Origin of the sequence: Glutamicibacter sp. NPDC087673 (assembly GCF_044743255.1) — a bacterium.
Taxonomy (GTDB): domain Bacteria; phylum Actinomycetota; class Actinomycetes; order Actinomycetales; family Micrococcaceae; genus Glutamicibacter.
Window position 1 is genome coordinate 96,948 of the sequence record NZ_JBIUWB010000003.1, and the last position, 19,874, is coordinate 116,821.

At 66.4% G+C, this 19,874-nt stretch carries 17 protein-coding genes and 1 pseudogene; 10 read left to right on the forward strand and 8 right to left on the reverse strand.

Annotated elements, in window-relative coordinates:
* The first annotated feature begins 1 nt into the window (after nucleotide 1).
* From ACIOTL_RS07970 to ACIOTL_RS07985, 4 genes are all read left to right on the forward strand, one after another.
* The gene (locus ACIOTL_RS07970; protein ID WP_400342474.1) at nucleotides 2-1,222 is read left to right on the forward strand and encodes an ammonium transporter; all 1,221 of its coding nucleotides are present in this window, start codon (nucleotides 2-4) and stop codon (nucleotides 1,220-1,222) included.
* 234 nt (nucleotides 1,223-1,456) lie between these two features.
* Nucleotides 1,457-3,559, forward strand: coding sequence for a catalase (locus ACIOTL_RS07975; protein ID WP_400342304.1), 2,103 nt, complete (start codon nucleotides 1,457-1,459; stop codon nucleotides 3,557-3,559).
* 132 nt (nucleotides 3,560-3,691) lie between these two features.
* Nucleotides 3,692-4,822 carry a YihY/virulence factor BrkB family protein gene (locus tag ACIOTL_RS07980; RefSeq protein WP_400342305.1) on the forward strand — a complete coding sequence of 377 codons (1,131 nt, stop codon included), beginning with the start codon at nucleotides 3,692-3,694 and terminating at the stop codon, nucleotides 4,820-4,822.
* A 101-nt stretch (nucleotides 4,823-4,923) separates the two neighbouring features.
* Nucleotides 4,924-5,400 (forward strand): pyridoxamine 5'-phosphate oxidase family protein, encoded by a 477-nt coding sequence (locus ACIOTL_RS07985; RefSeq protein ID WP_400342306.1) that lies wholly within the window; start codon nucleotides 4,924-4,926, stop codon nucleotides 5,398-5,400.
* A 128-nt stretch (nucleotides 5,401-5,528) separates the two neighbouring features.
* Here ACIOTL_RS07985 and ACIOTL_RS07990 read toward each other — a convergent pair whose 3' ends face one another.
* Nucleotides 5,529-5,720 (reverse strand): CsbD family protein, encoded by a 192-nt coding sequence (locus tag ACIOTL_RS07990; RefSeq protein ID WP_105657701.1) that lies wholly within the window; start codon nucleotides 5,718-5,720, stop codon nucleotides 5,529-5,531.
* A gap of 275 nt (nucleotides 5,721-5,995) precedes the next feature.
* On the opposite strand from ACIOTL_RS07990, the gene ACIOTL_RS07995 reads away from it, so the two are divergent.
* The 3 genes from ACIOTL_RS07995 to ACIOTL_RS08005 are packed head-to-tail and all read left to right on the forward strand — an operon-like array spanning nucleotide 5,996 to nucleotide 9,133.
* On the forward strand, nucleotides 5,996-7,042 hold the full coding sequence (locus ACIOTL_RS07995) for an acyl-CoA dehydrogenase family protein (protein WP_400342307.1): 1,047 nt from the start codon (nucleotides 5,996-5,998) through the stop codon (nucleotides 7,040-7,042).
* On the forward strand, nucleotides 7,036-8,406 hold the full coding sequence (locus ACIOTL_RS08000; RefSeq protein ID WP_400342308.1) for a PIG-L family deacetylase: 1,371 nt from the start codon (nucleotides 7,036-7,038) through the stop codon (nucleotides 8,404-8,406). The genes ACIOTL_RS07995 and ACIOTL_RS08000 overlap by 7 nt, the downstream gene beginning before the upstream one ends.
* Nucleotides 8,399-9,133, forward strand: a complete 735-nt coding sequence (locus ACIOTL_RS08005; protein WP_400342309.1) for a glycosyltransferase — start codon at nucleotides 8,399-8,401, stop codon at nucleotides 9,131-9,133. The genes ACIOTL_RS08000 and ACIOTL_RS08005 overlap by 8 nt, the downstream gene beginning before the upstream one ends.
* Nucleotides 9,134-9,239: 106 nt before the next feature.
* Here the strand turns inward: ACIOTL_RS08005 and ACIOTL_RS08010 are convergent, their stop codons facing one another.
* The 7 genes and pseudogenes from ACIOTL_RS08010 to ACIOTL_RS08040 form a co-directional block, all read right to left on the reverse strand.
* Nucleotides 9,240-9,566, reverse strand: a complete 327-nt coding sequence (locus ACIOTL_RS08010) for a hypothetical protein (protein WP_400342310.1) — start codon at nucleotides 9,564-9,566, stop codon at nucleotides 9,240-9,242.
* A gap of 358 nt (nucleotides 9,567-9,924) precedes the next feature.
* Nucleotides 9,925-11,352: a phytoene desaturase family protein gene (locus tag ACIOTL_RS08015; RefSeq protein WP_400342311.1), complete on the reverse strand. Its 1,428-nt coding sequence runs from the start codon at nucleotides 11,350-11,352 to the stop codon at nucleotides 9,925-9,927.
* A complete protein-coding gene (locus tag ACIOTL_RS08020) occupies nucleotides 11,349-11,879 on the reverse strand; it encodes a hypothetical protein (protein WP_105657707.1) in 531 nt (176 codons plus the stop codon). Before ACIOTL_RS08020 ends, ACIOTL_RS08015 begins: the two co-directional genes overlap by 4 nt.
* 120 nt (nucleotides 11,880-11,999) lie before the next feature.
* A pseudogene (locus ACIOTL_RS08025) lies at nucleotides 12,000-12,615 on the reverse strand (flavodoxin family protein).
* Nucleotides 12,616-12,658: 43 nt separating this feature from the next.
* Complete coding sequence (locus ACIOTL_RS08030) at nucleotides 12,659-13,294, reverse strand: cyclodeaminase/cyclohydrolase family protein (protein WP_400342312.1); 636 nt, start codon at nucleotides 13,292-13,294, stop codon at nucleotides 12,659-12,661.
* Nucleotides 13,284-13,487 carry a DUF6480 family protein gene (locus ACIOTL_RS08035; protein ID WP_400342313.1) on the reverse strand — a complete coding sequence of 68 codons (204 nt, stop codon included), beginning with the start codon at nucleotides 13,485-13,487 and terminating at the stop codon, nucleotides 13,284-13,286. Before ACIOTL_RS08035 ends, ACIOTL_RS08030 begins: the two co-directional genes overlap by 11 nt.
* A 141-nt stretch (nucleotides 13,488-13,628) precedes the next feature.
* Nucleotides 13,629-14,354, reverse strand: coding sequence for an alpha/beta hydrolase (locus tag ACIOTL_RS08040; RefSeq protein ID WP_400342314.1), 726 nt, complete (start codon nucleotides 14,352-14,354; stop codon nucleotides 13,629-13,631).
* Nucleotides 14,355-15,241: 887 nt separating this feature from the next.
* Between ACIOTL_RS08040 and ACIOTL_RS08045 the strand changes: the two genes are divergently transcribed.
* The 3 genes from ACIOTL_RS08045 to ACIOTL_RS08055 all read left to right on the forward strand — a co-directional run bounded on the left by ACIOTL_RS08045 (nucleotide 15,242) and on the right by ACIOTL_RS08055 (nucleotide 19,867).
* Nucleotides 15,242-16,897 (forward strand): peptidoglycan DD-metalloendopeptidase family protein, encoded by a 1,656-nt coding sequence (locus ACIOTL_RS08045; protein WP_400342475.1) that lies wholly within the window; start codon nucleotides 15,242-15,244, stop codon nucleotides 16,895-16,897.
* 194 nt (nucleotides 16,898-17,091) lie between these two features.
* Nucleotides 17,092-18,657 carry a signal recognition particle protein gene (gene ffh / locus ACIOTL_RS08050; protein WP_133833460.1) on the forward strand — a complete coding sequence of 522 codons (1,566 nt, stop codon included), beginning with the start codon at nucleotides 17,092-17,094 and terminating at the stop codon, nucleotides 18,655-18,657.
* Entirely contained in the window at nucleotides 18,644-19,867 is a 1,224-nt protein-coding gene (locus ACIOTL_RS08055) for a hypothetical protein (RefSeq protein WP_400342315.1), read from the forward strand. The genes ffh and ACIOTL_RS08055 overlap by 14 nt, the downstream gene beginning before the upstream one ends.
* Nucleotides 19,868-19,874: the final 7 nt, after the last annotated feature.

The following is a 19,874-nucleotide window of genomic DNA, read 5'->3' on the forward strand; positions in this document are numbered from 1 at the left end:
GATGGAGTTGGATGTAGCCAGCTTATGGATCCTGATAGCTGCCGCACTCGTATTGCTGATGACACCGGCACTGGGACTTTTCTACGGCGGCATGACTCGCGCCACCGGCGTGGTGAACATGATGCTGATGAGTTTCTCCGCCGCGGCGATCACCGCCGTCGTCTGGGTGCTCTGGGGCTACTCGTTCTCCGCCGGGGAACCAGCCATCGCCGGAATCGTCGGCAATCCAATCAGCGACTTCGCCATGCACAACACCGAGCAGTCCGAGCTGCTCGCCGCCGGGTTCGCCGGTACCTTCGCCATGATCTCGGTAGCCATCATCTCCGGAGCCATCGCCGACCGTGCCCGCTTTGCGCCATGGCTGTTCTTCGTCCCGCTGTGGGTCACCCTGGTGTACGCACCGGTGGCCTTCTGGGTCTGGGGTGGAGGCTTGCTCTCCGCAGACGGATTCCTGGGCAGCATCTTCGGCGAAGCCATTGACTTCGCCGGCGGCGCAGTGGTCCACACCAACGCAGGTATCGCAGCCCTGGTCCTGGCCCTGAAGCTGGGCCAGCGCCACAACTTCCACGATCGTCCGCAGCCGCACAACACCCCGCTGGTCATGCTCGGTGCCGGCCTGCTGTGGTTCGGCTGGTTCGGTTTCAACGCCGGTGCGGCGACCACCGTCGAGCAGGCTGGACTCATCTGGGTCAACACCCTGGCAGCTCCGGGTGCGGCCGTCCTTGGCTGGATCCTGGTTGAGAAGCTTCGCGGTTCCCGCCCCAGCTCGCTGGGTGTCGCCTCCGGCTTGGTGGCCGGCCTGGTCGCCATCACTCCTTCTTGCGCAGATGTGGCCCCGTGGGCCGCGATGCTGCTGGGCATCCTGGCTGGAGCCGGTGCAGCCTGGGCAGTGAACCTGAAATGGAAGCTGGGCTACGACGACTCGCTGGATGTTGTCGGCGTGCACCTGGTCGCCGGCTTGATCGGAACCCTGTTCCTTGGCTTCTTCGCCCTGCCAACCGAGGAAAGCGCTGGCGGACTGTTCTACGGCGGAGGCGTCGCACAGCTGATCGCCCAGGCAGCCACCCTGATTGTGGTCATGGTCTTCTCCGCGGTGATGACCTGGGTCATCGCCACGGTCATTGGAAAGTTCAGCCCATGGCGTGTCGCGGCAGATATTGAAATTGCCGGGATCGACGAGGCGGAGCACAACGAAAATGGATACCAGCTGGTTTCCAAGTAAGGAGCGGAACCTGGAAAATAACGCAACACAAGCACGAGGGGCAGGGCGTTTCTGAAACGTCCTACCAAGACCGCCGGTGGGCCATGCAGCCACCGGCGGTCCTGGCGTGTTCACGCCCGGTGGCGGGCACATGTGTAAATCATGGGAATCGCCTAGTGCGCTGGCATCAGCGGTGCACCGGCCCCTAGCGTGGCATTCACCAGCCGATTATTCCCAAGCAGCTAGGAGAGTGCCATGGCCAGCGAACCACAACAGCAAGCAAGCCCGGGAGGGGAACCGGTGTTGTCCGGCCCCGGCCAGGACAGCGAATTCCTGACCACCAACCAGGGAGCTCCCGTCAGCGATACCGACCACTCGCTGAAAGCCGGAGAGCGCGGGCCCACGTTGTTGCAGGATCACCACCTGCGCGAGAAGATCATGCATTTCGACCACGAGCGGATTCCGGAGCGCGTGGTCCATGCCCGCGGGGCTGGCGCCCACGGCTCCTTCATCAGCTACGGCAACGCCTCCGAACTGTGCCGGGCCGATTTCCTCAAGCCGGGAAAGCAGACCCGGGTCTTCGTTCGGTTCTCCACCGTGGTCGGTTCCCGCGGCTCGATGGACACGGCCCGCGATACCCGCGGCTTTGCCACGAAGTTCTATACCGAAGAGGGCATTTTCGACCTGGTGGGCAACAACATCCCGGTGTTCTTCATCCAGGATGGCATCAAGTTCCCGGATCTGGTCCATGCCGCGAAGCCGCACCCGGATACCGAGATCCCGCAGGCGCAATCGGCCCACGATACCTTCTGGGATTTCGTCTCCCTGCATACCCCTGCCCAGGCCCACGTGATGTGGCAGATGAGCGACCGCGCGATACCCCGTTCGCTGCGCATGATGGAAGGCTTCGGCGTGCACACCTTCCGCATGGTCAACGAGGCGGGCAAAGCGTCCCTGGTGAAGTTCCATTGGAAGCCCAAGCTCGGCGTGCACTCGCTGGCCTGGGAAGAGTCCCAGCTGGCCGCCGGCGCGGATCCGGACTTCCACCGCCGCGATCTGGCCGAAGCCATTGATGCCGGAGCCTACCCCGAATGGGAACTGGGCGTGCAGATCTTCCCCGACGACGGTTCGGGGGTCTTCGAAGGCATCGACCTGCTGGATCCGACGAAATTCGTGCCAGAAGAGCTGGCCCCGGTCCAGCCGCTGGGCAAGATGGTGCTGGACCGCAACCCGGAGAACTACTTCGCGCAGACCGAGCAAGTGGCCTTCCACCCCGGGCATCTGGTTCCGGGCATCGATATCAGCGACGACCCGCTGCTGCAGGCGCGGCTCTTCTCCTACCTGGACACCCAGCTGACCCGCTTGGGCGGGCCGAACTTCGCGCAGATCCCGATCAACTCGCCGGACTCGCCGGTCAACGACATGTTCCGCGACGGCTTCCACCAGCACCGGGTGCCCAAGGGCATCGCGCCGTACAAGCCGAATTCGCTGGATGGCGGCTGCCCGTACATGTCGCAGGTTCTCTCTGGCCAGCAGCCTCCGCTGGACTTCCCGCAGCCTGTGGCCTCCGGGAAGAAGGTGCGTTCCGAACCGGCCAGCTTCTCGGACCACTACAGCCAGGCGCGCCTGTTCTACATCAGCCTCTCGGCCGTGGAGCGCGCCCACGTGCAGCAGGCCTACTCCTTTGAGCTGGGCAAGTGCACCGATACCGCGATCCGCCAGCGGCAGGTGGAATGCCTGGCGAAGATCGATACCCAGCTGGCCGCTGGTGTGGCCCAGGCACTGGGCCTGCCGGCGCCGGCCGCAGTGCAGCTGGATGACCCGGTGGCCAGCCCCGCGCTGTCCCAGATCGGAAAAACCTGGCCGGTGGACGGGCGCAAGGTCGGGGTGGTGTTCAACAGCGGCAACCACCAGCATGTGCCGGCAATAGCCCAGGCGCTGGCCGAACGGGGCATGTCCCCGCTGCTCGTTTCGGCCTCCGGCGGCGAGGTGGCCCCGGACCTGCCCATTGACCGCACCTACCTGACGGCGCGCTCCATCGAATTCGATGCGCTGGTGCTCATCGGCCCGCTGCCGCCGGCCCCGGACGCCGCGGTTGCGCTGGATGCCAAGGCCGGCGCCCTGGGGGCAGGCGGGGTTCCCATCGACCCGCGCGTGGCGTTGCTGGTTGCAGAGGCCTACCGGCACAACAAGGCCATCATCACCCTGGACGGGCTCTCCGATGGCCTGCTGCAGGCGGTCGGCCTGGAGGAAGATGCGCCGGGCATCGCACTGGTCGAGCTTTCGGCGGTGGCCGAAAGCGCCGAGCAGCTGCTGTCCACCCACCGCGCGTGGGAGCGTTTCCCGGTCGCCGAGTAGCAGCGCGGCCACGCTGGCCTACTAGGTGGCGCGGCAGGTGCATGACTCGATGCGCCTGCCGCGCCGGCCTGGCCCAGCAGCAGGGCCGGCGGCAATCAACTGGCACAGATAGCTGATGAAAAGAGGTGCAAAATGCCTTCAGGAACCGAAAGCCATGCCGGGAACGGGAACGCGGCCGAAACCGCTGCCAAAGCCCGGCACGCTCCTGGACCCGATGCCGAATCCAAACCCGATTCCCCGCCGGATATGCACTCCAGGTCCTGGAAATACGCGGCCAAGCGCTCCATCAGGGAATTCTCCCGGAAGAAATGCACGGATATGGCGGCCTCGCTGACCTATTTCGCGATGCTCTCCATTTTCCCGGCCCTGCTGGCGGTAGTCTCCCTGCTCGGAGTTGCCGGCCAGGCGGAGAACATGACCCGCAACATCCTCTCGCTGATCCAGGAACTGGCCAGCAAGGAAGTGGTCGAAACCCTGCGCCAGCCCATCGAGCAGCTGGCATCGGCCCCGTCGGCAGGCCTGGCCCTGATTGCCGGTCTGGTCGGTGCGCTATGGAGCGCCTCGGGGTATGTCGGGGCGTTCGGACGGGCAATGAACCAGATCTACGAGGTGGCCGAAGGTCGCCCGTTCTACAAGCTGCGTCCGCTGATGTTGCTGCTGACACTGGTGCTTCTTGTGGCCGTGTCCGTGCTGGGGATGCTGCTGATCGTCTCCGGTCCGCTGGCCCAGGCGCTGGGCAACGCCATGGGGCTGGGCGAGGGTGCTGTGGCGATCTGGAACATCGCCAAATGGCCGGTGATCGTGCTGTGCGCGATTGTGCTGGTAGCAGTGCTCTACTACGGGGCTCCCAATGTGAAGCAGCCGAAGTTCCGCTGGATCAGCCTCGGCTCGGCCATCGCGCTGCTCGTGCTGGCGGTAGCGACCGTCGGCTTCTTCTTCTACGTTTCGAACTTCGGCAACTACAACAAGACCTACGGCGCCATCGGCGGGGTCATCGTGCTGCTGCTGTGGCTGTGGATCGCCAACCTGTCGCTGCTGTTCGGCGCGGTTTTCGACGCGGAAACCGAGCGCGGGCGCCAGCTGCAAGCGGGGATTGCCGCCGAACGCTCGGTCCAGCTTCCGCCGCGGGATACCAAGGCCAGCATGAAGCAGGAGGAAAAAGAAGTGCAGGACATCAGCGACGGACGGCAGCTGCGTTTCGCCAGCGAGCTGGACGCCGAAGAGCAAGCGGATGCGGAATCCAGGCGGAACCCGGAAAGCTGAGCAGGAGCCGAAGCTGGCCATCGCCTGACGCGCCTTGGCGCGGGCCGGCACCTCGGTAGCGTGTGAAACGACCAGACCATTACAAGACAAAGGAGCTCATCATGGCCAACGAAGAGGCAAGCAAAGTCATCAGCATCATCAAGGACCTGCGGATCGCCATGGTCACAACCCACAGTGCTGGACGGCTGGCTAGCCGCCCCCTGACGCTGATTGAAGCCACCGACGAAGGAGAGCTCTGGTTCTTCTCTACCGCCGACGCCGGGATTGTCCAGGAAATCCGGGCCCAGGGACTGGTCAATGCCGCGTTCAGCGGATCCAAGGCGTGGGTGTCGGTCAGCGGCCACGCCGAGGTGGTGCTCGATGTCGCGAAGAAGAAGGAACTGTGGAACGCCGCGGTGGAAACCTTCGCCAGCGAAGGCCCGGAATCTGCCCAGACAGTGCTGCTGCGCATCGATGCCGACTCCGCTGAATACTGGGAGAACCCCGGCGGGGCAGCGAGCCTGGTGGCCGGCTGGGTGAAGCAGAAGCTCACCGGAAAACCTGCCGAACCCGGGGACTCGAATAGCGTCGAACTCTAGGGCGCCGGAAGCTGGCAACGGCCGCTGCTCCGTCTTCCCGGAGCAGCGGCCGTATTGCTGTGCACATTGCCTGGCGCAGAGCTATGCCCCATGGATACGCATCCATGGGGCATAGCTGGTAGTGCGGTTTAGGACAGGTCGTCCTTGACATCCTTGGCGGCGTCCTTGACGTGTTCTCCTGCTTGCTTTGCCTTGGCGGCGGCCTGGTCCTTCACGCCTTCGGCTTGCAGGCGCTCATTATCAGTGGCATCGCCGTAGGCCTCCTTGGCCTTGCCAGATGCTTCCTGGGCCTTGTTCTGGATCTTGTCTCCAATTCCCATGATTCTTACCTCCTGTGTGGATCTGGTTACTGACAATTTGAACTATAGGGCAGATTGCAAATCGGGGTCCCGAAGCTGAAAGTTTGCTTGCGGCCAACTTTGCAGATCATCACAGTGCCTCCTTCGCGGCGGAAAATCCCATAAGCTGCCTCGCTGAGTTGCGTGGTCCTTTGCGGTTATCAGGAGTCATTCAGCTGGGCCGGGCACGAATGGGCCGTGACCTAGACTGGCCAAAAGTTCCGCGCAGAGAAGGAGAGCCGATGGACCAGCGGCCGGTGTCGTTTAGAGCAGCCGAACCAGGATCCCGCCCCCGCAACAGCGAGTCATGGTGGGGCGCCGAAGAAGCGGTGCGTGCGGCCGCCGTGCGCTGCGAGGGCAACCCGGAAGCGATGCTGCGTACGCTGGAAAGCTCGGGGGAGAACCCTCCGGTGCCAGCGGCCGGACAGACCCAGCGCCTGTGGGAGCTGCTGGCCTCCGTGGCCGCCACCGACCTGGTTGCGGCCAGGACGCTGGAACCGCATTTGGACGCCGCGGGAATCCTGAGCCAGTCGGGCATGTCGTGGCCGGCCGGCACTGCATGGGGCGTTTTCGCCGCGCAGCCGCCCAACGCCACCCTGGAAGCGGTTCGCCAGTCCGGCGGGGGATGGGAGCTGAATGGCGTCAAGCCCTGGTGCTCGTTGGCCGCGCAGCTGACCCATGCCCTGGTCACCGCCCCTACGCCCGAGGGTGTCCGGCTGTTCATGGTTTCCTTGCGGCATCCGGGCGTTGAACCGGCACCGGATGCCTGGGTCAGCCGCGGCATGGCGCAGCTGCCCAGCGGCAGCGTGAACTTCACCGGCGTGCCGGCCCAACCGGTGCAGGACGCCGGCTGGTACCTGTCCCGTCCCGGGTTCGCTGTCGGGGGCGTTGGCGTCGCCGCCTGCTGGTTCGGGGCAGCGGTGGGAATCTACCGCCATCTGCTGCGAAGCGCCCAAACGCGCACCCCGGATCAGCTGGCCCTAGCCTGGCTCGGCGAAGCAGACCGCTTGCTGGCCGGCTGTGCCGCGCTGCTGGAACAGGCCGCCGGGCTGGCCGATGCCGGAGCGCTGGATGCTATTTCGGCCCATCGGGTCCGCGGCCAGGTGGCCGGGGCGTGCGAGCGGGTGTTGCAGCTCAGCGGCCAAGCCACCGGCCCGGGCCCGCTGACCGCCGATGAGGAGCATGCGCGGCGCGCAGCAGACCTGGGCATCTATCTGCGCCAGCACCACGCGGCCCGCGACGACGCGGCGCTGGGCCAGTTGATCGCGGACCGCGCCGGCACGGAAGGCGGCAGCGCATGGTGAACTTCACGCATCAGGACCAGGGAACATCTGCAAGCTGCTGGCAGCAGGCTGGGCTAGAGCGGATCGCCGCACTGGATCCGGAGAAGCTCTTCCACGCAATCGCATCGGTGATTGTTCTGGCCGCCCACCCGGATGACGAGACGCTGGGAGCCGGAGGGCTGATCCGCATGGCGCTTGGCCGGGGGATCGATGTCCACGTGATCGTCTGCAGCTTCGGGGAAGCCTCGCACCCGGACTCCACAACACACTCCGCCGCCCAGTTGGCCGCGCTGCGCCAGGCCGAACTGGCCGAGGCCATGGACACGCTGCGCGCTCAGGGACCGCGCAGCGGAACGCTGCATCTGCACTGCTTGGGCCTGGGTGACGGGAAACTCGAAGCGCAGCAGGAGCCGATCCGCGCAGCTCTTGAGCAGCACGCCGGCGAGCGCTGCCTGATCGCCAGCACCTACCGCGGCGACGGGCACCCGGACCACGAAATCCTGGGCCTGCTCGCCGCGGACTGCGCCCTGGCGCACAATGCCTGCCACCTGGAATTCCCCATCTGGTTTTGGCACTGGGCGCAACCGGACCGGCAGCCCAGCTTCAGGTATTGGCGCCGGCTGGCCTTGGATGCTTCCAGCGCCCAGGCTAAGGCCCGCGCCCTGGAGGCCCACCGTTCCCAAACCCGGCCGCTCTCTGCCCTGCCAGGAGACGAAGTCCTCCTTAGCGAAGGCTTCCTGCAGCATTTTTCCCACGGCGGCGAGATCTTCCGCGCCACCTGGCCTGGCCACAAGGACGCCGCGTCGGCTCCGGCGGTCTTCGACGAGCTCTACGGGCAGCGCGAAGATCCGTGGGAATACCGCAGCAGCCGCTACGAGCAGCGCAAGCAGCAGATCCTGCTCGCCTCCCTGCCCCGGGAGCAGTATGCGGCGGTACTGGAGCTGGGATGCTCCATTGGGGTGCAGAGCGCCGAACTGGCCCGCCGCAGCACCAGCCTGCTGGCGGTGGATGCCAGCGCTACCGCGTTAGCCCAGGCCCGGCGTGCCGTGGCCGGAATGGAGCATGTCCGCTTGCTGCAGGCCACGGTGCCCCGGCAATTTCCGCAGCTGGAGCCGGGAAGCGTGCAGCTGGTAGTGCTCAGCGAAATCGGCTATTTCCTGGCCGCCGATGAACTGGAGCAGGTGCTCGCCGCCAGTGCTGCAGCACTGGAAGCCGGCGGAGAGCTGGTGCTCTGCCATTGGCTGCATCCCATTGAAGGCTGGCCGCTGGACGGGGAGGATGTGCACCGGATAGCGGGAGACCTGGGGTGGGAGCGCATCGTGGAGCATCGCGAGCCCGATTTCCTGCTTGAAATACTGCGCAAGCCCGCTGGTGCCCATGGGTAGGCAGCTGGCGGCCATGGCGATCATCATCCCGGCCCATGACGAGGAAGAACGCTTGGGCCGTTGCCTGGATTCGGTGCGTGCGGCCATGGACCGGTTGGCGTGTGCCCACCCGCAGCTGCAGGTCCGGGCCATCGTGGTTGCCGATAGCTGCACCGACCGCACGGTACAGGTTGCCCAGCGGCAGATCAGCGCAGATCGGCGGATCAGCTTGCTGCAGGCCAGCTTCGGCAATGTCGGAGCCAGCCGGGCTGCCGGGGCACGCCACGCCCTGGCCTGCCTCGGCGCGGCCGCGGACCCGGACGCCATCTGGTTGGCCAGCACCGACGCGGATACCTGCGTCGCCGAGCATTGGCTGGAGGGCTTTGCCTGCCTGCACGCCGGCGGGGCCGATGCGGTGGCCGGAACCGTGGAACCGGACCGCGGCGAACTCGATGAGCACATCTTCGCCTTATGGGAGCAGGCCTACCAGCCGATCGAGGGGCATGGCCACATCCACGGCGCGAACTTCGGCGTGTGCGCTGCTGCCTACCTGGCTGTCGGAGGCTTCGAGCCCTTGGCGGCCCGGGAGGATGTGGCGCTGGTCGAGGCGCTGCGCCGCGCCGGCTACCGGGTCCAGGCCACGGCCCGGTTGCAGGCGATTACCTCGGGGCGCTTGCGCGGGCGGTTGCGCGAGGGCTTTGCAGACTATCTTGCCGCGCTGGATCACCAGATGCTCCACGCCCGCTAGCGCCCAAGTCAGCGGTCCCGGTCCCTGGCATAGGAACAGCCCCCGGGGAATCTGCGCGGATGCGCGGTTTCCCCGGGGGCTGTGCCCGTTGGGTCGGTGCTTGCTGCTACACGCTGCTGCCGGACTCCTGCGTGGCGTACCTGTGTCCCAGCTTGCTGGGGTCGAAAGGTGGGACCGCGTGGGCGAGCGCAGTGTATTGCCAGTACTTCACGCGGAATGCGGCCATTCCGCTGTGCTCGGCCTGGCCGAACAGATCCTTGATCTTGCTGCGCGGCGCGCTGGCCTGAACCACTTCCAAGACTGGAGAAGGCTCGGAAATGTGCAAGAACTTCAGTTCCTCGGTCTGCGGTTCAACCATCGCGACCAGCACTGGCCGCTTGTGCACCGAGACCAGGCCCATCACATCATCGAGCGCTTCCAAAGGCTGTGTCATGACCACTGGCATTCCTTGGGTCCAGCCATAGCTGCTCAGATGCCTTCTTCCCTCGCGTGATCCCAGCAGCTCTGCTACGCGCAACGCGGTCTGGGACCTGACTAGCCTTCCTGGCATGTGAACTACCCTCCACTTCTAGACGATACTTCTCACTTCAACAATGCAGTTATCCGTCCCTCCGGACTGGGCAGCGTGGCCCTTAAAATACGCTGTGGACCATGCGGCGAGCGGTGGGGACTCGATAAAAAATTATCATTGGCCCACCAAGTTGTTGCGAAGAGGCCGCGATTCTGAGGAAATTCCCAGACTTTATTCTCTACTAGTCAGTATCCTTATTCAGCTACCGTGATTGCGCTGCTCAGTCCCGCCCAAGATCACGCAATGCCCGGTGCGCCGCATGCCAGCCGGCCATGCCATGCACCCCGCCGCCCGGAGGGGTGGAGGAGGAACACAGGTACAGTCCCGGCACGCCCAGCGAATAGGGATTCAGCGAGGGCGAGGGGCGGAAGAACTGCTGAGAGCCGGCCAGTGATCCGCCGCCGATATCCCCGCCGACCAGATTCGGGTTCCAGGCCTGCAGCTGCGCCGGGCCGCTGACCACCCGCTGCACGATCCGGTCCTTGAAGTCCGGCGCGAACCGCTGGATCTGCGCATCGATGAGGGCCCCGGCATCCCCGATGTAGCCTTGGGGCACGTGGGCGTAGGACCAGATGACCTGGCGGCCGGCCGGGGCGCGCGAAGCATCGGCGCTCGAAGGCTGGACCACCATCACGAACGGGCGTTCGGGCATTGACCCGGCAGCGACCTGGCGCTCGGCCCGGGCCAGCTCGGCGGCATCGCCGATGACATGCACGGTGCCGGCTTGCGCGGTGCGCGCGTCCTTCCAGGGAATCGGCCCATCGAGCAGGTAGTCCACCTTGTAGGCCGCGGTGCCATAGCGCCAGCGCTCGAACCGCCCGCGCAGGCGTGCCGGGAGCCGGTCACCGGCGAGCTGCACTACCTGGCGGGGCGTGGCATCCAGGAAAGTGAGGTCCGCGTCGGGGAGCTGAGCAAGGTCAGTGATCTGGTGCCGGGTATGGATCTGCACCCCCAGCCCGTCGAGCACCCGCAGCAGCGCGTCGATGATGCTGCCGGTGCCGCCTTGCGCCACCGGCCAGCCCCAGGACTGGCCCAAGGCCCCGAAGAGCACGCCGAATCCCGAGGTGAACGGATGGGAGAGCGGCAGCATGGAATGCGCGCTGGATCCGGCAAAGAGCGCCGCGGCGTGCCGGGTCCGGAACGCGGCGGAAGCCAGCAGCTTCGCCGGCGGCAGCGCGCGCAGCCCGAAGCGGGCCATGAGCACCGGATGCGGCGGGATGCCCAGCAGCGGGCTGGTGGCATTGTCCAGGATCTCCTGCGGATGGCGCACCAGCGGCCCATGCAGCAGCTGCCAGATCTTCCGGTCGGCGGGGAACTGCGCCATGGTGGCTTCCAGGTCCTGGTGCAGGAAGACCGACTCGGCGTCGTCGAGCGGGTGGGCCAGCGGATAGCCGTGGAAATCCCACTGCAGCCCATGGGCGGCCAGATCGAAATGCGCGAAGGCCCGGCTGCCATAGGCGAAGGGGTGGGCGGCAGCTCCCAGATCCACGATGCTGCCCTCGCCCAGCGTGCTGCCGGAGGCCGCGGCACCGCCGGGACGGGCATTGCGCTCGAAGACCTGGACATCGAATCCCTGCTCGGCCAAAACCGCCGCGGCGACCAGCCCATTGGGGCCGGCGCCGACAATGTTCGCTTTCTTTGGGGTCATGGGCGGTGTTCCCCCTGTTCATCGTTCACTGGCGGGGCGAAGCGCTCGGGCCAGGTTTCGTCGCTGAGCGCCTTGAGCTGGCTGATCTGCGACTCTGCGCGGTGCGAAAGGTCCTGCAGCAGCGTCTGGTCCAGGCGCGGATCATGGGGCAGCATCAGCAGCAGCGTCTGCCACATGCGCAGCTTGGCATTGAGCAGCCCGGTGAGCACATCGAGCTGCACCTGCGCGGCGGCCAGCTTGCGCATGCGCAGCGGATTGAACGGGTTGACGTGCCCGGCGAGCTTGGCCGCCGGAGCGAGCAGGCGGGCCATCGGCCGCTTGGTGCAGCCCAGCCGGTCCATGATCCGTTTCAGGTCATCCTGATCCGCTTGGACCTGCTGGTGCAGCGATTCGAAGCGCTGGGCATAGGCGGTGTCCGCCCAGGTGCCGTGGGCGGCCTTGAAGTGGTTCAGTCCCGATTCGGAACCCAGCAGGTGTTCGCTCAGGTACCGGTGCAAAGTCGTCTGGTCGATGGTGTTGTGCGGCATGGGCCCGTCCTTAGTTCTCGCCTGGGGTCGCAGTCTTCTGCTGGCTGAAACGCTAGGGCACCGGCCGCCGCTGGCCAATGGCCGGGCACTGATCCGCAGGCAGCACCCAGCATCCGGCGGCTATCGGGCGGGGAAAGGCCGGGCTTTGAGCAGCCGCGCCAGATGGGCTGCGTTGCGCGTGGCGATCTGCGTGGCGTTGGCCGTGACCTGCGGGGTCTGGTCCAGATCCTGGTAGTCGGTGGTGTGCATGGCCTGCCCCACCCAATAGGTGGAGCCCTGGGCTGGCAGGGTGAACCCGACCTCGGCCAGGCCCTGGCCCAGCTCCGCAATCACGTGGTGCGCGCCGTCCTCATTGCCCACCACGGCCACCACGCCCACCTTGCCGAAGAGGATCGGGCGGCCCTGCTCGTCGGTCTGGGACAACTCGGCATCCAGCCGCTCCAGCACTCGCTGGGCCAGACTCGAGGGGTGGCCCAGCCAGATCGGGGGTGGCCAGCACCACGATGTCCGCGGCCAGCAGCTTCTGCCGGATCCCCGGCCACTGGTCGCCGCCTCCCATGTCCTTGAGTACTCCGGGCTTTACGTCGAAATCGGCAATGCGCAGGATCTCGGAGTGGACCTGGTGCTCCTCGAATTCCGCCGCCACCTGCCGGGCCAGCAGATCGCTGCTGGAGGCTTTGGGCGAAGGGGAAAGGGTGCAGACCAGGATCAGTGCATTGATCGGTGTCTGAGCCATGGCTATCATTCCTTGTCGTCGAGGGTGCTCCCGGGCAGCAGGATCAGCGCTTGATGCGTGCATCAATGCGTGCGGCCAGCTGCGTGGCGGTCTGCATCGCCCGCTCCAGCGATGCTGCGGTATCCCATAATCCGGAGTGCTGCGCGTGCGCCGGGCCGAAGGGCAGCTGGGACAGGTCGTAGCGCAGGTTGCTGCTGGCGGCCTGCAGCACTGCGCGGACCATGCCCAGCGCTGCGGCGACATCGGCCACCAATTGCGGTTTCGCATGCTGGTCAAGCCAGCGCAGGTCATTCACGGCGGTCATGGCCAGCGCGCCGAGTGCGGCCGAGGATTTCGCGGCCTGCAAGCAGGCCGCGGCGAGCTGGCGGTCGCGCTGCTCCGAGGGCGGTTGCGCGGAGGCTTCCCCGAAATCCGCGGAGGCCTTGGCATCCCGGTCGGCCATGCCCAGCGCGTCGATCCGCAGCTGCTTGGCCCGGGCCTGCAGGCCGGCGAGCTCTGCGTGGGCGGGTCCGGAGGCCGAGACGTAGCCGGCGGACATGGACATCAGCGCGGCGGCAGCACCGAGCATCAGTGCCGCCGCGGCTCCGCCGCCCGGGTTCCCGTCCGATTCGGCCAGCTCTTCAAGCCAGGGTCCTATGCGCGCCTCGCTGATCGGACGCTGCGGGCCGCTATTCGCCATGCCCCTGGTCTTGGCTCATCGAGCCTTCACCGGGCGGGGTTTCGCCCGGCGGCACCGAACCGCCCGGCTCCAGTCCGGTAATCAGCTGCTGCTCTGGGTCGGGGTTGGATGTGGCTGCGGCTTCGCGATTGGCGTCTTGGGCTTCATCCAACTGTGCGTCGGGCTGCGACGCGGAGGATTCCTGCGGGTCCATCGGCTGCTCCTGTCTGCATCTGGGCTGCGGGCTGGGGATCCAGCCCTTGTCCGCTCACGCTAGGCCAGGGCCCCGGCGGGCTCAACAGCACCGGGCGATTCACACGGAACGCACGGATTGCGGTGCGCTGCCTGCCGGAATTCAGCTGGCCGGAGGCAGTCCAGGCGCCAAGTGCTTGAGCACTGCGGCGTGCAGGCGCGCATCGGCCAGCAAGCGGAAATGCCCCAGCGTGGGCAGCTTGATGTTGGTGGCTCCGGCCAGGTCGCAGCCGCCGGGGATGTGCGGGTCGAAGCTGCTGTAGATGGAGATGATCCGGGAATTCACGCTCAGGTTGGCCGAGAGCTTGAGCAGGCCCTGGTCGTTGGGCGACAGGGAACGCAGGGAGCGGACCGGCGCATAGCGTGCATAGCGCGAACCGGAGAAGGGGGTGCCAATGGCGATCATCCGATTGATCCGGTAGCCCTGCGGCGAGGCGGACATCAGGTACTTGCCGATCAGACCGCCCTTGCTGTGCGCCACCAGCACCGCATCGTCGAGCTGCGCCCGGTCCAGGTAGCTGGAGACCACCTGGGACATCTCCGGCACCGTGCCGCGGTTGAAGCCGAGCTGCGGGATCACGTGCACCGGGTGGCCGGCCTGGTGCAGCGCGTCGGCCAGCGGGAGCAGGAATTTCCAGGATTCCCAGATACCCGGAATCAGCACCACCGGTTCGGCTGCCGGATGGCTGCCGGAGCGCAGCCGGCCGGCCTCCGTACCTGGCAGCAGCGAACGCAGCTGCCAGGCACCGGCATAGAGATAATCCTGCAGCCAGGCGCGGGACAATACCGCCCACCGCGACAGCCTGCTGGACAGGGTGCTGGTCTCCACCGGTGCTCCTTTGCTGCGTGTTGCGCTGTGGGACCGGTTGCGCCGCGACGGGGTCCCAAGAGCATTATCACCACATGAGTAGGGCTGAGTCCGGCAGCGACATTGCCCGGTCTGGGGAATTCCGGGCGTGGGGCCGCCGGCCATCCCGCTGCCGCGGCGAGCCGAGGCCCTCTTCATGGCCCATGCCAGCCCACGTGCCATGTGGGGCCTGTAAATGGTTCAGCCCAGCAACCAGCGAAGATGCGCCCCGGGAGCTGCAGATTGCATCCAGTTAGCGCACGCCTGCCTGCTGGCTGCGCCGGATTGACGCTGGATTCCCGAGCCGATTTTAGGGTGCTGCAGGCCTCGCGCAGGTGCCGAAACCGCATCGAGCTGGTACTGGATTTCCACGCGCGTGGCGTGGCCGCGATGGCGCGGAGGGGAAAGTGGTGGTGCATGGAATCCTCACGCTGCTGAAGAAGGCTTCAACTAGCCATGGATTAATCATCGCGCCGGGGCTATTCTGAGGTTCTGTTGAGTAGTTGCAGTTTTTGGGGGACTGGCAAGTTATGAAACGACAACATCATGGTTTAAGCAGCTCTGTGCCGCGCGGCGTTTTGGGGAATGGCCGGCGGCTTCCGTATGGGGCGCTGGCCATTGCAGCGGCCTTCGCTTTAAGCAGTGCATTGGCTTGGCCCGGGGCGGCCGGTGCAGTGCCAGCCAGAGCCCAATCGAGCACACTGGCCTTTCCCGCCGCGCCAGCGCCGGCGCTCGGGAGCGAGCCTGTCACCGCACCGGATCTGGGCGGAACATCCGCTATCCAAGTCCTCGGACTGAGTTCACTTGGCGGAAGGACCGGAGGGTCCGCGCCCGACCCGCTGGCCCACGTGGCCGCCAATCGGGCGGCGATGACAGCAAAGACAAGTCCTGGAGCGCTGGCACAGCCCGCGCCGCTAGCTGCCGACCAGGGCATTCGTCCGGCAATGCTGAGCCCTGGTCTGCTTTTGGAGCATCCAGTGGCCACCCGCCGGATTTCCAGCCCGTACGGTTGGAGGTTCAACCCGACCGGGTTCGGCCGCCAAATCCATATCGGCCAGGACTATCCAATTTCCTGCGGTTCGCCCGTGCGCGCTAGCGAGTCGGGCCGGGTGGTCGTCGCGGGCTGGGCCGGGCATTCGGGCCAGCGCGTCACCATTGACCACGGGCATGAGGTGCAGACCGGATACAGCCACAACTCGCTCTTGCTCGTCAGAGTGGGCGAGCTTGTCGTCCAAGGCCAGATCATCGCCCTGGCCGGGACCACCGGCAACTCCACGGGGTGCCATGTGCACTTCGAGGTCATCGTCAATGGCCAATGGCATAATCCGCGCAACTACCTTCCTTCAGGCGGAGGGCAGCGCCAGGCATTGTTCGCTTCGACGCAATTTGCAGTGGATGCCGGCAGTGCGATGCGCCATCAACCGGCAACAGGAAGAAGCGGGCAGTACGCCGGGGCGGCCAGGCATCACGGATCGACCCGAACGGAGCATCCAGCGCCGCCGAAGACCACGAGGCACTCCCACGCGGATCCGCTCCAGCCGCCAGCGGCGAGCAAGAAGAAACAAGCCGCGCCAGCCAAGCCGAAGGCCCAGCCGAAAAAGGAATCCGGCAAGCTCCGCCCGGCCCCGCGTCCCGCGCAACCGGCACCAGAGCCGAGCAAGACGCACAAGCCGAGCGAGACGCCCGAGCCGCCGCAAAAGTTGAATACCGGAAGCCCGAAGGCCACGCCATCTGCATCAGCGTCACCAGCACCCGTTTCGGCCAAGCCGAGCGCGCCGAGCGCAGCGCCGACGCCCAGCACTGCACCAGTTGCTGAGCCGAGCCCGTCGACGGCGCCGACCGCCTCGCCAAGTCCTTCGGCACTACCTTCCAGCGTGTCGCCATCAGCTCCGGATAGCGTTCCGGAGGCAACGGAATCGACCAACTCCACGCCAACCTCTGAACCAACCCAAGTGCCTGGACCCAGCGAGGAAACTGGCGTCGAGCCCCGGGAGGACCAGGGCCCAGGCGGTAAGGATGCTCCAGCCAGCGAGGAACCCACCGACCCTGCAGCTCGTGTCGAGCGCCAAATAGGTGCAGCCCAACCCAAAACCGTGGACTTGCAAGCACAAGAGCCGGAGAAGAAACCGCCAGTGGCCAAGGCCCTGCCACCGGCCAAGTCCACAACTGCGAAAAAGCCGGCCGCGAAGGAAGTACCGGCTGAAAAGTCCAAGCCCGAGGTTGCAGTGCCGGCTGCCAAAAAGCAGGCCAAGCCGCCAGTGAAGCCCAAGGCCCCGGCCCCGGCCCCGGCCAAGCCTAAAGTTGCAGCGCCCGTGAAGCAGGTCGCCAAGGCGCCGGTTGCAACCCTGCCCAAGCCGAAGCCCACGCCTGCCATTGCAGCGCCGGCTGTGCAGAAAGTTGCCCCGGCGCCGGCCAAGCCGAAGCCTCAGGCGACAGCTGCGGTGAAGCCCCAAGCGGGCGCCCCGGCCAAGCTCCCGCAGGCGCCGGCTGCAGCCGCACCACCTGCCAGCGAGGCCAAGCCGTAGTCCGTTGCTGCCCGGTCCCTTGATGCTGCTCCCGTCCTTTTGGGCGGGAGCAGCGTGGTGCTGGGGAGGAGACAACTGGTGAAACGCTGCACAGCTGGTTAGTCCAGCGCCCGATTATTGATATTCTTGGGAGTTGAGTCCTGTGCGATTTTCCAATGCGCACCACAAGACCTATCGAAAGAAGTGCCCGGCACGTGTTTAATTCACTTTCCGATCGCCTGACAGCAACCTTCAAGAACCTGCGCGGCAAGGGCCGCCTGACTGAAGCGGATATCGACGGTACCGCACGCGAGATCCGCCGCGCCCTGCTTGACGCCGACGTTGCCGTACCGGTGGTCCGCGGCTTCGTGGCCCAGGTGAAGGAACGCGCTCTGGGTGCCGAGGTCTCCGAGTCGCTGAACCCGGGCCAGCAGGTCGTCAAGATCGTCAACGAGGAACTCGTTGGCATCCTGGGCGGGGAAACCCGCCGCCTGAACCTGGCCAAGAACCCGCCGACGGTGATCATGCTCGCCGGCCTGCAGGGTGCCGGCAAGACCACCCTGGCCGGCAAGCTGGCCAAGCACCTGAAGTCCGAGGGCCACACCCCGTTGCTGGTGGCCTGCGACCTCCAGCGCCCCAACGCCGTCAAGCAGCTGCAGATCAACGGCGAGCGTGCCGGCGTGCCGGTCTACGCACCGCACCCGGGCGTCTCCTCGGAATTCGACACCGCCACCGGCGACCCGGTAGCGGTAGCCCGCGACGGCGTGGCCGAGGCCAAGGCCAAGCTGCACGACATCGTGATTGTCGATACCGCCGGCCGCTTGGGCGTGGACACCGAGATGATGGCCCAGGCCGCGAACATCCGCGCCGCCATCAACCCGGATGAAGTCCTCTTCGTCATCGACGCGATGATCGGCCAGGACGCGGTCAACACCGCCCAGGCCTTCCACGAGGGCGTCGACTTCACCGGTGTCGTGCTCTCCAAGCTCGATGGCGATGCCCGCGGCGGTGCCGCGCTGTCGGTCGCCTCGGTCACCGGCAAGCCGGTCATGTTCGCCTCCACCGGCGAGAACCTGGACGACTTCGAGATCTTCCATCCGGACCGCATGGCTTCGCGCATCCTGGACATGGGCGATGTGATGACGCTCATCGAGCAGGCCGAGAAGAACTGGGACAAGACCGAAGCCGAGCGCATGGCGAAGAAATTCGCCGACCAGGAAGACTTCACCCTGGACGACTTCCTGGCCCAGATGGCCCAGATCAAGAAGATGGGCTCGATGAAGAAGCTGCTGGGCATGATGCCCGGCGCGCAGATCTCCCGCCAGCAGCTCGAGCAGTTCGACGAACGCCAGATCGACCGCGTTGAGGCCATCGTCCGTTCGATGACCCAGCACGAGCGCGTGGCTCCGAAGATCATCAACGGCTCGCGCCGCGCGCGTATCGCCAAGGGTTCGGGCGTTTCGGTCTCCGAGGTGAACCAGATGCTGGAGCGTTTCGCCGAAGCGCAGAAGATGATGAAGAAGATGGCTGCCGGCGGCGGCGTCCCGGGCATGCCGGGGGCCGGCAAGGGCGCTGCCCGCAAGGCGAAGGCCAAGGGCAAGGGCAAGAAGCAGCAGAAGTTCGGCAACCCGGCCAAGGCCGCGCAGGCCGAGCTGGAGGCCAAGAACAAGAAGGCCGCCGCCCCGAGCGGTGCCGCCTTCGGGCAGGGCGCCAACCAGGACTTCGATCCTTCGAGCCTGAACCTGCCGGCGGGCTTCGAAAAGTACCTTGGCAACAAGTAGCAACCAGTCCTTGCAGGGCGGCGACCAGGAGCACACGCTGGTCGCCGCCCTGACTCTTTTCTTCGAAGAACCCCAGGCGCAGCAGGCCGAAGCCAAGGTCCGCGAGCTGCTGGCCGCACGCGAAGTGATCTCGCTGGTCTCCGTGCCGGTGCCCTGGAACGGGCTGGCGATGATCGAGGCCAGCCTTGCGGTGAACCACGAGGGGCTCTTGCTGCTCGATGGCGCCGCGGGCGCCATCAGGCTGGGCCAGCAGGTCGAGGACTTCGCGCTGGCGCTGAAGCTGGGCACCGGTGCGCTGTACATCGACCAGGACGACGCCGAGGTGCAAACCGGGGAGCCCATCGAGGATCCGCGGCTCGACGCCATGCCGCCGGGGCGGACCGTGGCCATCGGCGCGCTGAACGAGCCGGACATGGGGGTGTGGGCCGCTGCGAGCAAAACCAGCTGGCAGCTCCTGCCGCCGGAATCCGCCGGCGCAGCCGTGGCCGTGCACGAAGGCTTCCTGGTGGGCGGCGTGCTGGCTGCCAGCCAGCATCCGGCGATCATGCTCAGCCGCACCGGCGCGCGCTTCACCGCGAGCTTCTGGTTCGAGAAGCAGCCGGCCAAGCTCGGCGGGCACCCGGCCTGGGTGCACATCTGGCCGGTCGCGGCCAGCCCCGCCTTCTGGCCTCAGGCCTCAACACCCGCCCGGCGCGAACTGGACTGGCTGCTCGCCAACCAGGACAGCGTCGATAGCCAGGAGCTCGACGAGCTGGCCGGGCTTGCGGTCGGTGCCGAGCACATCGAGCGGCTCAAGCAGGCGCTGGTGGGCACCGGCAGCCTGCAGTCGGCCCAGCTGGTGCTGGAGACCTTCGGGCATCCACCGGTCCTGGCCCGCTATCTGGACGACGCCGATCTTCCCGAGGGCGTGCGATGGATCGAACCGGTGTCAATGGCCCGGGCAGTGGGCCGTGCACTGATCGCCGAATCCCGCACCTCCGGTGCCCGGCGGCGATGGTACAACACGTTGTCGTGGAAACCCGCCGCGCAGCTGGCGCTGGGGCTCATCGAGGCCCTGGTGTTCTCGCTGGTGCTTGCGGGCACCCATTGGCAGCAGCCCTGGGCGCCACCCTGGGTAATCGTGCTGCTGCTGGTGCTCGGCTCTGTTGATGCCACCGGGAATACCGTCCTCGGCGCGGTCCGCTGGTTCCGCGCCCGGCGCCGGCGCTAGCGCCAGG

What these genes read in the sequence shown, in the direction of transcription:
- ACIOTL_RS07970 (WP_400342474.1), top strand. Translation starts at nt 2, where the DNA reads ATGGAGTTGGATGTAGCCAGCTTATGGATCCTGATAGCTGCCGCACTC.
- ACIOTL_RS07975 (WP_400342304.1), top strand. Translation starts at nt 1,457, where the DNA reads ATGGCCAGCGAACCACAACAGCAAGCAAGCCCGGGAGGGGAACCGGTG.
- ACIOTL_RS07980 (WP_400342305.1), top strand. Translation starts at nt 3,692, where the DNA reads ATGCCTTCAGGAACCGAAAGCCATGCCGGGAACGGGAACGCGGCCGAA.
- ACIOTL_RS07985 (WP_400342306.1), top strand. Translation starts at nt 4,924, where the DNA reads ATGGCCAACGAAGAGGCAAGCAAAGTCATCAGCATCATCAAGGACCTG.
- ACIOTL_RS07990 (WP_105657701.1), bottom strand. Translation starts at nt 5,720, where the DNA reads ATGGGAATTGGAGACAAGATCCAGAACAAGGCCCAGGAAGCATCTGGC.
- ACIOTL_RS08000 (WP_400342308.1), top strand. Translation starts at nt 7,036, where the DNA reads ATGGTGAACTTCACGCATCAGGACCAGGGAACATCTGCAAGCTGCTGG.
- ACIOTL_RS08005 (WP_400342309.1), top strand. Translation starts at nt 8,399, where the DNA reads ATGGGTAGGCAGCTGGCGGCCATGGCGATCATCATCCCGGCCCATGAC.
- ACIOTL_RS08010 (WP_400342310.1), bottom strand. Translation starts at nt 9,566, where the DNA reads ATGACACAGCCTTTGGAAGCGCTCGATGATGTGATGGGCCTGGTCTCG.
- ACIOTL_RS08015 (WP_400342311.1), bottom strand. Translation starts at nt 11,352, where the DNA reads ATGACCCCAAAGAAAGCGAACATTGTCGGCGCCGGCCCCAATGGGCTG.
- ACIOTL_RS08020 (WP_105657707.1), bottom strand. Translation starts at nt 11,879, where the DNA reads ATGCCGCACAACACCATCGACCAGACGACTTTGCACCGGTACCTGAGC.
- ACIOTL_RS08030 (WP_400342312.1), bottom strand. Translation starts at nt 13,294, where the DNA reads ATGGCGAATAGCGGCCCGCAGCGTCCGATCAGCGAGGCGCGCATAGGA.
- ACIOTL_RS08035 (WP_400342313.1), bottom strand. Translation starts at nt 13,487, where the DNA reads ATGGACCCGCAGGAATCCTCCGCGTCGCAGCCCGACGCACAGTTGGAT.
- ACIOTL_RS08045 (WP_400342475.1), top strand. Translation starts at nt 15,242, where the DNA reads ATGACAGCAAAGACAAGTCCTGGAGCGCTGGCACAGCCCGCGCCGCTA.